Origin of the sequence: Scrofimicrobium canadense (genome assembly GCF_009696615.1) — a bacterium.
Taxonomy (GTDB): domain Bacteria; phylum Actinomycetota; class Actinomycetes; order Actinomycetales; family Actinomycetaceae; genus Scrofimicrobium; species Scrofimicrobium canadense.
The window spans coordinates 39,501-51,287 of record NZ_VULO01000014.1 but is presented as its reverse complement, the minus strand read 5'-3'; the positions used below and the strand labels follow the sequence as shown (position 1 = coordinate 51,287).

Annotated in this window: 9 protein-coding genes; 4 read left to right on the top strand and 5 right to left on the bottom strand. The window is 53.7% G+C overall.

The annotated features are described in order from the left end of the window. Nucleotides 1–87: 87 nt before the first annotated feature. On the bottom strand, nucleotides 88–3,174 hold the full coding sequence (locus FYJ24_RS11050; protein ID WP_206192674.1) for a UPF0182 family membrane protein: 3,087 nt from the start codon (nucleotides 3,172–3,174) through the stop codon (nucleotides 88–90). Between the two features lie 78 nt (nucleotides 3,175–3,252). Between FYJ24_RS11050 and FYJ24_RS11045 the strand changes: the two genes are divergently transcribed. Then, a complete protein-coding gene (locus FYJ24_RS11045) occupies nucleotides 3,253–3,786 on the top strand; it encodes a PPA1309 family protein (RefSeq protein ID WP_154546376.1) in 534 nt (177 codons plus the stop codon). On the opposite strand, the gene FYJ24_RS11040 is transcribed toward FYJ24_RS11045, so the two are convergent. Further along, the gene (locus FYJ24_RS11040; protein ID WP_318656673.1) at nucleotides 3,777–4,937 is read right to left on the bottom strand and encodes a YlbL family protein; all 1,161 of its coding nucleotides are present in this window, start codon (nucleotides 4,935–4,937) and stop codon (nucleotides 3,777–3,779) included. The two genes, FYJ24_RS11045 and FYJ24_RS11040, sit on opposite strands and share 10 nt — an antisense overlap. A gap of 99 nt (nucleotides 4,938–5,036) precedes the next feature. Here FYJ24_RS11040 and FYJ24_RS11035 point away from each other — a divergent pair, with 99 nt between their 5' ends. Then, a complete protein-coding gene (locus tag FYJ24_RS11035) occupies nucleotides 5,037–6,383 on the top strand; it encodes a zinc-dependent metalloprotease (RefSeq protein WP_154546372.1) in 1,347 nt (448 codons plus the stop codon). Between the two features lie 15 nt (nucleotides 6,384–6,398). Here FYJ24_RS11035 and FYJ24_RS11030 read toward each other — a convergent pair whose 3' ends face one another. The 3 genes from FYJ24_RS11030 to nudC all read right to left on the bottom strand — a co-directional run bounded on the left by FYJ24_RS11030 (nucleotide 6,399) and on the right by nudC (nucleotide 10,300). After that, nucleotides 6,399–7,274 carry a hypothetical protein gene (locus FYJ24_RS11030; RefSeq protein ID WP_154546370.1) on the bottom strand — a complete coding sequence of 292 codons (876 nt, stop codon included), beginning with the start codon at nucleotides 7,272–7,274 and terminating at the stop codon, nucleotides 6,399–6,401. A 94-nt stretch (nucleotides 7,275–7,368) separates the two neighbouring features. Continuing rightward, nucleotides 7,369–9,441: an ATP-dependent DNA helicase UvrD2 gene (locus FYJ24_RS11025; RefSeq protein WP_154546410.1), complete on the bottom strand. Its 2,073-nt coding sequence runs from the start codon at nucleotides 9,439–9,441 to the stop codon at nucleotides 7,369–7,371. A 25-nt stretch (nucleotides 9,442–9,466) separates the two neighbouring features. Next, entirely contained in the window at nucleotides 9,467–10,300 is an 834-nt protein-coding gene (gene nudC / locus FYJ24_RS11020) for an NAD(+) diphosphatase (protein WP_154546368.1), read from the bottom strand. Nucleotides 10,301–10,330: 30 nt separating this feature from the next. On the opposite strand from nudC, the gene rph reads away from it, so the two are divergent. Both rph and rdgB read left to right on the top strand, forming a co-directional pair. After that, nucleotides 10,331–11,089, top strand: coding sequence for a ribonuclease PH (rph, locus tag FYJ24_RS11015; RefSeq protein WP_154546366.1), 759 nt, complete (start codon nucleotides 10,331–10,333; stop codon nucleotides 11,087–11,089). Continuing rightward, nucleotides 11,086–11,682, top strand: a complete 597-nt coding sequence (rdgB, locus tag FYJ24_RS11010) for an RdgB/HAM1 family non-canonical purine NTP pyrophosphatase (protein ID WP_154546364.1) — start codon at nucleotides 11,086–11,088, stop codon at nucleotides 11,680–11,682. The genes rph and rdgB overlap by 4 nt, the downstream gene beginning before the upstream one ends. Nucleotides 11,683–11,787 lie beyond the last annotated feature (105 nt).

Sequence of the window (11,787 nt, the reverse complement as noted above, 5' to 3'; positions counted from 1 at the left end):
GCCCCGGATGCGGTAGCAATGTAGCCAAAACAAAACGGGTGGCGCACCCCCCTGGAAGCGCACCACCCGCACGTTTTCAATGGGAAACTACGAGGACGACTGCCCTGCTAGCTCACCCAAATCACCTAACTGTTCATTTTGCCCATCTGGACCTTCTGGACCAGGCGTTCCTGGGCCTTCACCAGTTGCAGGCGCATCAAGACCGCGCAGCAGCACAGCTTCTTCTAAAGCCTTCTGCAGTTTCTCCTGGGCTTTGCCGTAGGCCGCCCAGTCATTCGCTGTCATGGCATCTTGCGATTCCTTCAACGCATCCCTGGCATCACCCAGAACTAGGTTGAGTTCTTCCTCGGGAGTGAGACTCTCAGATGGTTCTTCGGTGTCTGTTGCACCCGCACCATCAGGTTTCGTCACAGTAGCCTGAGCGTCACCACCAAATGTCTGATCTAGCGATGCTTCAAGGGTAGAGGCAAAGCCAATCTGATCCCCAAAAGCCGTCAGTACGTATCGCAATAGTGGATACGAGGTTGCGGAGGTCGATTGCACGTAGATCGGCTGTACGTATAGCAAGCCACCACCAACAGGAAGAGTCAAAAGATTACCGCGAATAACCTTTGATCCTTGCTGCCCCAAAAGGTTAAGCTTCGTGGCGATCTCTTGGTCTGAGTTGAAAGAGTTCTGCACCTGACCCGGACCAGGGACGGTCGTGGAGGAAGGTAACGCCATGAGGCGTAGTTTCCCATAACCGTCGCGTATCTTGCCTGGTTCGTTGCCCGTTTCTGAATCAACTGCTAAGAATCCTGCCATTGCTTCGCGACGCGATTCACCGGTGCCAGCGGGTACATACACAGAGGTCAAAGAGAACTCCGCAGTTTCCTGGGTCGGCATCTGCATTGTCAGATAGTAAGGAGCCTGCAGCTTTTGGCCAGTACCGTTTTCATCGGAAGACGCCGGGTCTTCCGATAGGCGCCAACGGTCACCACCCGTGTAGAACTCTGATGCTTCAGTGATGTGGTACGTCTGCAAAAGTGAGCGCTGGACCTTGAACATATCCTCGGGGTACCGGAAGTGACTCATCAAGTCACCAGAAACTTCGGAAATATCCTTCACCATGCCCGGATACACTCCCGACCAGGCCTGCAAGACTGGGTCCTCGGCATCCCATGCGAAGAGCGACACAGTCCCGTCATAGGCATCTACTACAGCTTTAACCGAGTTACGCATGTAGTTGACAGTGTCAACCTCAAAGTATTGGTCCTCAAGCGTACGCGAATCCGTAGTCGATTCGTTGAGAGACATATGCTCAGCATAAGGATAGGTATTGGCTGTGGTGTAAGCATCTACTACCCACACCAAACGCTTTGGTGTCGATTCGTCCCCATCCATGTCAACAACAGCGGGATAGGCACGCTGTTCAAGAGTGAGGAAGGGAGCCACACGAGACACTCGCTCTAGCGGATCGCGATGATAAAGAATCTGTGATTCCGAGTTAGTTTGATCAGAGAAGAAAATATCAGTAGAACCAAACTTGACTGCATACAGCAGCTTATTCCACATATTTCCCACCGACGGGCCACCGTCACCAGAGAAAGTGGTCTGGACCTGCCCCGACGGCGCGGTGTCATCAGGATAGTCAAGCTCTTGAGGCGCCGCACCCTCAGGAGCACCTACGATCGAGTACGCAGGTGCATTGGCCGAGAAGTAGACTCGCGGCTCATACTCACCTAGGTCACCTTCGGAGGGAATCGACTGCTCCCAAAATGATGGTGCGCCGTCTCCATTTGCGGTATTACCATAAGCGGCCACGACACCATAACCGTGGGTATAGACAGTATGCTGGTTGACCCAGTTTCGCTGTTGTTCATTGAGACCATCAAGATTGAGGTCACGAACAGAAATCACGGTGTCGCGTTTTTCGCCATCGACTTCGTAGCGATCAACCGCCAGCTGTTGAGGGAAGGTGTAATAGGGCCGAGACTGCTGAAGCTGCCTAAAAGTCGGAGAGACAATAGCCGGGTCCAAAAGGCGGATTTGCGAGGTGGAATCAGAATCCTCACGAAGCTGACCCGGGGAGGCATCAGTTTTCGCGGTATACGTTTGGAACTCAACGTCGTCCAAACCATATGCCTTAAGCGTGGCGTCAATGTTTCGTTGAATGTAAGGCTGCTCCGTTACACGGGCATTGGGGGTGACGCGGAACTGCTGAACCAGTGACGGATACACTACGCCGATTACGAGACCCGCCACGACTGTCACTACCACACCGGTGACTGGTAATCTCCACGTTCCTTTGAAAGCAGCAAACACAAAAAGCGCTGCAACAAGGACGGAAATCACTGCCAATATGATGTAAGCGGGACGCGTGGCATTGATGTCAGAATAGAGCGCTCCATCTACCAGGGTGCCATTTTGATAAAGCATCGTGTAGATACTCATCCAATATCGCACACCAATAAGAAGTGACAAGACTGCTGCGATGATGCCAACCTGCATTCGTGCAGCAGGAGTTGAACGGAATTTGGGCGCGAACTGTATACCCCCATATATGTAGTTCACGACGACCACTGCGATAAGTGACCATACTGCAACGCTGATCAAGAAACTGACAAGCGTTTGCATTACTGGAAGGGAAAATACATAGAAAGAAATATCAAGGCCATACTGAGGATCGACCTCACCAAAGGGCGTGCTATTGATCCACAAGAGGAACTGACGCCAATTGGCAGCCAAGCCAAAGGCCATGAGAGTGCCAATGACTATAGGTCCACCCCAAAAAACCAGTTTACGTACTGGTTCTAAGGCTTGCTGATAGGCGCGCAGAGAACTGCCAGCAGCGCCGGGTACGACCGCTGGACGTTTGCGATAGGCAATATGTATGACCGTCGCCAAAACCGCAAAAACTACGATAAAGCCGATGAGACCGAGGACTCCCGCCGCAATCCAGCCAGTCCAAAGAACACGTTCTGCCCCAACCTGACGATACCAAAGAACCTCAGTCCAAAAGTGGGACATGAAATAAATAAAGAGTCCGATCAGGACCACAATGGCTACCGTGATAACCAAGGGATTCTTGAACGGATTAGCTACCTGCACACGCTGACGTTGGCTACCATCGCCATCATCGCCTTCAGCGGCAGGTCCGGAACCAAAGAAACCTGGGGGAAAGAAGGAACTCAAGTCTTACCTTTCATCGTCTACCCCATCGAGTATACCCAGACGTTGCCTCGTCTCTCATAGGCGTGCGACTATAAATATATGAAAGATGCCCTGCAAAAAGTTACTGCTGAAATCGAACATGGAACCGCTAAGTTGGGATGGGATCGTCCTCCTGCCTTATATGCACTGGTCAAAACGTCGACGCTTTTAGGACAACCTGATCTTCCACCTGACATAGCCCAGCAGGTGCGAGCCGAATGGGATGGCGGTGACAACCACCTGAGCGCGATATTGCAAGAACAAATGCCTGAAGACAATATCGAAGAAATGCTCCCACGTCTTGCCTGGCCAGAAGATGTTTTGGGAGCTGTAGTCTGCGTAGAACGCGTGATTGTTCCTCCCGAGGTTGAACAGCAGGCCCCTGACGACGAAGACGCAGCAATAGAGTTCATTTCCAATCACCCACAACGTGCTGAAGTGCGTCTGGTCGTCAGTGCTTTACGCAGTGGTGAAACATGGTCGATGATTCGGGCACGTGACTTCGATGCTGATGAGACGGTAGCTTCAGGAGACAACTTAGTTCCGCAGTTAGCAGAACTATTGACAGCAAGTCTTACCCCTGATCATGACTGAGCAGAAATGTCCGAACATCGCGGAAGTCCTGAGGCTTCGTTATCCGCAATAGCTTCGACTGCAGCCACGGCATCCGCAAGCGTTCTCACCGAAACGACCTCTAGGCCCCGAGGAATATTTCCTTGCACTTCTGCACAGTTATCAGCAGGGGCCAGGAACCACTCAGCACCGTCCCGAGAAGCCCCATACATCTTTTGGACGATTCCTCCGATCGGCCCTACGTGACCTGCGTAGTCAACAGTTCCCGTGGCCGCAATAGATTTTCCGGCAGTCAGTGGTCCATCGGAAAGCAGGTCGACAACCCCCAAGGCAAAGACTGTCCCCGCCGAAGGACCGCCGATTTTTTCGAGGTGAAACTGTACATCAAGAGGTAGCGGCGCATCGACTGTAAGGAGTAACCCAAGTTTCGACCCGTCACCTGCAGGATTCGTTGGATCAGCGTACGAGGCGACGGGAATGACTTCCTGCACGCCATCTCTGATCACAGTCACGTCTAGCTCAGTTCCTGGTGGAATTGTTTCCATGAGAGAAAATGGTGCGGATGGGCGGTTCATAGGGTGTACTTGTCCGTCGGGCGTGCGGATGGATACCAGTTCGTCCCCCGGTTGGAAGACGTCCACCGCTGGAGAACCTTCCACGGCAGCCGCAACGGTGATCGTTGCTTGGAGGTCGTACCCCAAATAGTCGAGGGCAGCGATAGGTGCCGTCGACTGTGAAGACTGCATCTGAGCTTGAGAGGCTTCTTCAACCTGCTCAGCGGTGAGATCTTGTTTTCCGTACACGGACTCGTATGTCTTAACGTCGTACCCAGGTTTGATCCATGCGGCGATAATATCGGCAAGCGTCACAGATCCTTTGCCGGGACCACCTCGTTCCCCAATTGTTACGAGGCGTAGTTCACCGTCAGCGGGGTCGACGCTTCCACCTTCAACTTCAAGAATTGGTTGGCCGCCCTGCTCTCCCAGGACATTAACTGTGGGGCCAGGACTGTAGATCACATAGGGAAGCGGCACAATGAAAACAAAGAGAGCGAGCGCAACCCCCATAACCAACGCGGTGAAAAGCAGTGTCCATTCTCTGACAGCATGTCGTTTTGACGGTACATTCGTCTGCGTTTCATCGGGTGGAATCTGCAAGTCCTGATCTTTCACAGGCACCATTGTGCCACTGAGGTGGCAACTGTTTGGGTTGAAAGTTTCGCGGTAGGCAGATTAGCGTGATCTGACGGCCATTGCCGGTATGCTCGACTTATGGAGCCTGAAGCTGAAAATCCTCTCGAACAACTACTTCGCGCCATTCTAGGACCTGAAGGGGCAGCTGAAGCTGCCCGTCAGATCGAAGCACAGGGGTTTGACCCATCACAAATGGTTGGCGCCTTTGGGCCTGGGGCAATGATGAGTCTCAAGCACCTCTTTTCTACCGATTCAGGACCAGTTAACTGGCAGATTGCTACAGAAATCTCTCATCAGCAGGCTTTCCAATCTGGTGATCCAACACTCAGCGCTGCCCAGGCTGCCCGGGTCAAACAGGCTCTTACCGTTGCTGATTTGTGGCTCGATCCGATCACTGATTTTGTGAATCCTGGCGCAACGCGCGAGGCATGGACTCGCGTACAGTGGGTGGATGGCACCTTGCCTGGTTGGAAACAGGTCATCGAACCCGTGGCATCGAATGGGTCTCGAGCACTCACGGAGGCTATTTCCTCTGAGTTCGATTCTTCCGACTACGGCATGCCCCCAGAGATGGCCGGTATGGCTGCATCGATTCAACAAGCAATGCCCCGTATGTCGGCGATGGTGTTCGGCAGCCAAGTGGGGCAGGCCCTTGGAGCAATGTCGCAAACGGCACTGGGGTCATCGGACTCTGGTATCCCCATGCTAGAAGGAGAAACTTCGGCATTGGTTCTAGCCAATGTTGACGCTTTTGGGGAAGGCTTAGATGTTCCTTCTGACGAGGTCCTCCAGTATGTTGCTGTTCGTGAATGCGCTCACGGACGTCTCTTTGCATCGGTCCCCTGGCTAAGAACGGACCTTTTGCAGGCACTCCAGAAGTATTCTTCTGAAATTGCCCTGGATATTTCGGCCATAGAAGAGACTGCCCGCAATATCGACCCTTCGGATCCGTCCTCTTTCCAAGAGGTAGTCGCTACCGACGTCTTCGCCGCTGAACCGACAGAAGACCAACAGAGGGCCCTAGCTCGTCTGGAAACAATGCTGGCCCTGGTTGAAGGGTGGGTGGAAGTTGTAACCCACCTGGCGTGTGCACCCTATTTGCCTCACGCCGATCAGCTGCGTGAAATGATGCGCAGGCGCCGCATTGTTGGTTCTCCAGGTGAACAACTCTTGGCCCAACTAGTCGGACTTCACTTGCGGCCAAGGGCAGCAAGAGACGCAGCCAAACTCTTCACACTAGCTGAAAAGCAAAGAGATGAGCTCTGGGCACATCCCGACCATCTTCCCACTGCCGAGCAACTCTCCGATGTCGAGGCTTTCCTCCACTCATCACAGTCAGATGATAGCGACGACATGGATGACGAACTTAGAAAACTCCTGGACGGTACTCTGGGGTGGGCCGATGGATTAGAGCCACCACAGTAACGGATTGAGAAATCGCTATACTGCACTGGTTGAGCATCCACATTCAGGATGGACTGTCCATTCCAGCAAGTGCATACCCGCGGTTCCTACCAACCACGATTGAGTAGCTGGCCACTGTTCAGGTTTGGAACCACAGGTAAGCAGTGTAAAGATGATATTCGCTGCGATACCTGCACTGGTATGAGCAAGTCCCCAGGTGGGCTCGGCGGGAGGCTCTTGGGCGATAGCTTCACGCAAGTATTTCCACCCTGGCACTGCTTCTAACCTGCTGCGTTCGACACATTGAAAGCATGGCGTTGCCCCGGGAATGCTAAGCGGGCCAATAGAGACTTCTCTGTCCTCAGTAACGATGGGCAAATGGGGAATGTCCTGGTACAAAAGATTCGATGCAGTACCCCAATCTTGCACCCCTTCGTCAACAGTGATTGCCACGTGGGGCATCCTTCCCCGCGACCAGTGCACTCCCCTGTCGGTGAGCCACTGTCTCAGGGCAACATCTCGCCGCATACCCTTTTCTTCTTCTCCGTAAATACCTTCCACCGCCGCGTCAACCGGACGACCGTCCCGCACATCAATGTAGGGAACCCCGTCATCAGCTAGTGTTCGCGCAATGAGTGTACCAATCCGGCCTAGTCCCACTATGCGAACGCACAGGTATTGCTGCCATATCTTTGCAGATTCTTCTAAGAGCCCTGCATCTTTGAGAGCCTCCAGTAATGACGAATCGACTTCGTGGGCATGTATTCCATGCCGCAAAAGCTCCAGACACTCAATATCTTTATCCGTAGCATTCGTGATCAATACAGAGTGAGTTGCTCCCGAGCCCACTTGTACTATGCCTTCTTCTAAGCGAGCTAACGGTACTCCTGCCCGTAGGCGTACAGATGTCATCTCATAACCTTCCATTTCCCCCTGGAAGTAGTATGCACGCAAAGCATTTCGTGGCCTCACCGCCACAACCATGCTGTGGATATACCTGTGAATACTATTGGTGGGTGGTGTCCCGTACCAGTTCCAAAATAGCCGGTCCATAATCAGCTAGTTTGGTGTCACCTATTCCTCGAATCAGAAGAAGCTGGCGAAGTGTTCGTGGCCTGGCAAGAGCAATCTGTCGCAATGACACATCCGTGAGCACAGCAAAGGGTGGTAGAGATTTTTCTTTTGCCACGCTCAACCGCCATTGACGCAGTTCTTCAAAGAGGGCTTTTGCCTGTTCGTCTGCTTCTTCCTCAAATTCCTGGATTGCGTCGAGGCGACGCTTGCGAGGAGTCGACGCGATCTTCTTCGCGTGTTCGCGGTGGGGAGTATCTGAAGGCCACATACTCTCAAGGAAACGCGACACTTTGCGGCTAGAAGACCTGCCCGCCCCACGAGAACGCGACCATGACAGCTGTAAGTGACGTTTTGCCCGCGTTATGCCAACATAAAGAAGACGCCGTTCTTCCTCGATAGATTGTGGTGATTCTGCTAAAGAAATAGGCATGAGTCCTTCGCTCATTCCCACAAGAAAAACAGCTTCCCATTCTAAGCCTTTAGCCGCGTGGAGGGTCGATAAGACAACACCATTGACTTGTGGAGCCGCCTGAGATTCGGCACGCTCTTGCAGTTCAGCCACAAAATTAGAGAGAGTAAAATCGGGTCTGCTACGCGCCAGAGCGACAAGTGCATCAAGGTTTTCCCAGCGTTCGCGCACGAGCCCAGACACGTTAGGTGCCGTGGGGGACCACCCCAGTCCTGATACCACCTGAGTAACTTGTTCTTCCAAAGACCCCTCAGGCTCGGTATCTGCAAGTGCCGCGATTCTTTCTGCCTGTCGTAGCATAACGACTGCCCTACGAACTTCTTCACGATCAAAGAAACGCGCCCCACCATGAACCTGCACCCCAAATCCGAGGGCACTCAACGCCTGCTCATAGGCTTCTGACTGGGCGTTAGTGCGATAGAGAATCGCAATCTGCGATAGTTGTACGCCTGCGTCGTTGAGCTCTTTGACGCGGGCAGCAACCTCCCCGGCTTCCACCTCATCGGTGGGATAGGTAGCAAAAGACACAGCCGGACCAGATTCTTCTTGGGATATAAGCTGTACTGCCCCCGGAAGTCCTTTTTCAGGCCCCACCCCATCGATCCCGCGTGCTCTTGCCATCACTTGGTTAGCTATCGAGACGACCTGCGGTGTGGAACGGTAATCTCTGTTGAGTTCGACAGTGTGGGCAGCGGGGAATTCTTTGTGGAAGTCAATCAAAAACCGTGGATCGGCACCGGCAAATGAGTAAATAGTCTGGGCCACATCACCTACGACACAAATGTCATTCCTGCCTCCCCGCCACAAGGTGAGGAGTCGATGCTGCAAAGCAGAAACATCCTGATATTCATCGACGACAAAACTTCGATACTGCCTGCGAATAGTTTGGGCTATCTCTTCGTGTTCTGTAAGTAGACCACAGGTGAGGGCCAGAACGTCCTCAAAGTCAATGACGTTCTGCTCAATTTTTGCCTGTTCGTAGGCATCATAGAGTTTGAGAAATTCCTCTACAGACACCCCGGGAGGAGTGCGGCCAATCTGCAGACATCGCTGCGGATACGATTGGGCAGTCAGCATGGAGACTTTTGCCCATTCAACCTCAGCGGCAAGATCACGAACCATCGTTTTATCTACTTTGATACCTATGCGCGCAGCGGCCGCAGCAATAGTCGAAGCCTTAGAAGACTTCACTTCTGGGCATTGCCCCCCAAACGCGTGCCCCCAAAAATACCGTAGTTGACGCAAAGCCGCTGAGTGGAATGTGCGGGCCTGAACGACAGGAACACCCAGTTCACGCAGTCGCGATCGCATTTCAGCAGCCGCACGCGTTGTAAAAGTCACCGCCAAGATTCCATTCGGATCCACTTCACCTGAGGCAGCGCCGTAGGCGATCCTATAGGTAATAGCGCGAGTCTTACCTGTACCGGCCCCTGCCCTCACACACAGAGGACCGCGGGTTTGCAGCGCAACCTGTTGCTGTTCCGGGTCAAGTGCCAGCAAAAGCTCTTCGGGATTCTTCACCCATCTATTGTCCATGGAGGCACCGACAAGTACCAGTGGCTCAGCTTGGAAGTTCCTCACCGTACCAGGCAGTAAGAATCGAATATGCGATAGCAGCTTTCCCTGGCGCCAATACTTCTCCTGATTTGAGTGCTTGACGATATTCACTGCGGCTGAAGAACCTCGCATGGTCTATTTCCACCCCATCAGGTGTGGGGTCAGCAGTATGGGTGTGGGCTTTGAAACCCAGCATCAATGAGCGCGGTGCTGGCCACGGCTGCGCTGCCAGATATTCCACGTCAGAAACATCGACGTTTACCTCTTCTTTGAGCTCTCGTATGACAGTTCTTCGAGGCGATTCCCCCGCCTCAACAAACCCAGCAGGTAGCGACATCATAGCGTTGTTCCAGAGCGTATTGTGAGCAAGAAGAACGCGATCATTGTCATCAAGGACAAGGACAATCACAGCTGGATCCGTGCGGGGGTATTCGATTCTTTCGCATTCGGTGCAGCGGGTGGCCCACCCCGCCTGGATAGTCTTAACAGGGTTACCGCACCCAGCGCAAAACTTATCCATTGCATGCCACCGGCCCAACGCCACCGCCTGGGTTGCCAGCATCGCCTCGTCCGAATCAAGGAGGGCACCAACACTTCGCAGAGTGTGAAAATCATCTCTCCCTTCGCTCATACGGGCACAGTGAACAATCCCGTCTGCGCTGCGCCCCAATAGCCACGGACCACCCCCTGCCTCGGCAACTAGCCGATTACCTCGCACAGCAATGCGTCCCTGGCTATCAACCAGGTGGGTTACCGCATCGGTTGGGATACGAAAATCTTCTCTCCACTCAGCAAGGGAGTCGATAGCACCACGATCAAGAGCAGGCTCAATATGCATGTTTTTAGCCTAGACCGATACGGTGGAGTCATGACACAACAGACACGGGCCGACGGACGCGCCCTAGATGAGTTACGCGACATTCACATTACCCGCGGATGGGGACAAGCCGGCGAGGGGTCAGTGCTCATTGAGTTTGGACAAACCCGCGTGCTATGCGTGGCATCCCTCACCGAGGGTGTGCCACGGTGGCGCAAAGGAAGCGGTGAAGGCTGGGTAACAGCAGAATACTCAATGCTGCCGCGCGCCACCGCTGAACGCAGCACACGTGAATCAGTCAAAGGCAAACAAGGTGGCCGCACCCACGAGATTTCTCGCCTAATCGGACGTTCTTTGCGTGCGGTGGTCGACGTGCGTGCCCTGGGAGAAAACACAATCGTTTTGGATTGCGATGTCCTCCAAGCAGATGGAGGCACCCGTACAGCCGCTATCACCGGTGCGTGGATTGCCTTGCACGATGCCGTGGAATACGGAATAGAGAAAGGCTTTATTCGTAATCGTAAAGGCGAACCAGCCTTGACTGATTCTGTTGCAGCAATCTCCGTGGGAATCATCGACGGCCGCCCCATGCTCGATCTTCCTTACGAGGAGGACGTTCGCGCCGGAACAGATATGAATGTGGTGCGCACTGGCTCCGGAGGCTTGGTAGAGGTCCAAGGAACCGCCGAGGGACGCCCTTTCTCTCGCGATGAGCTGGACCAGCTTTTGGGATTGGCAGAATCTGGTATCGACCGCCTCACCGCACTGCAACAAGCCTCCCTCCAGGCACAGCTGGGGCAGCGCATATGAAGATTGTCGTAGCCACCGGAAATGCACATAAACTCTCCGAGGTGCGCGCGATTCTCTCACCGGTAGCTGACAGTATTGTCCCTCTCTCCGATTTTGATGCCCCCGAGCCGGTTGAAGATGGAATCACATTCGCAGAGAATGCCCTCATCAAAGCCCGCAGTGCATGTGAGATCACCGGTCTTGCGGCTCTGGCCGACGATTCTGGTATCACGGTTGATGTACTAGGCGGCGCGCCCGGTGTCTTTTCCGCTCGCTGGAGCGGACATCACGGTGATGATGCCGCCAACCGTAACCTCCTGCTGGCACAGCTTTCTGACGTTCCTGATCGGCACCGCCAGGCGGCATTTGTGTCAGCAATTGCCTTGGTTCTCCCCGATGGAGGTGAAACGGTCGTTGAAGGACGCGTAGAGGGAATGCTCACCCGCGAAGCACGTGGCTCAGGCGGTTTTGGCTACGACCCAATTTTTATCCCCACCGGACATGAGCAGACTACTGCCGAAATGACCGCCGAGGAGAAGAATGCACTCTCGCATCGCGGTATTGCTTTGCGAAAGCTCCTTCCCATCGTCACAGAGTTGACATTGGGCGACTAATACACCTGCCAATTGCTGTGGGCAGGAGTGACTCTTGCCCTGCCCACAGTCAGCAGGTATCTCTCATAACAGGCTAATTTCTGTTGCTGCCAACGCCGGCGGTAA

Coding starts and splice junctions, on each gene's coding strand:
- FYJ24_RS11030 (WP_154546370.1), bottom strand. CDS start 7,274: ATGACATCTGTACGCCTACGGGCAGGAGTACCGTTAGCTCGCTTAGAA.
- rdgB (WP_154546364.1), top strand. CDS start 11,086: ATGAAGATTGTCGTAGCCACCGGAAATGCACATAAACTCTCCGAGGTG.
- FYJ24_RS11025 (WP_154546410.1), bottom strand. CDS start 9,441: ATGGACAATAGATGGGTGAAGAATCCCGAAGAGCTTTTGCTGGCACTT.
- FYJ24_RS11035 (WP_154546372.1), top strand. CDS start 5,037: ATGGAGCCTGAAGCTGAAAATCCTCTCGAACAACTACTTCGCGCCATT.
- nudC (WP_154546368.1), bottom strand. CDS start 10,300: ATGCATATTGAGCCTGCTCTTGATCGTGGTGCTATCGACTCCCTTGCT.
- FYJ24_RS11045 (WP_154546376.1), top strand. CDS start 3,253: ATGAAAGATGCCCTGCAAAAAGTTACTGCTGAAATCGAACATGGAACC.
- rph (WP_154546366.1), top strand. CDS start 10,331: ATGACACAACAGACACGGGCCGACGGACGCGCCCTAGATGAGTTACGC.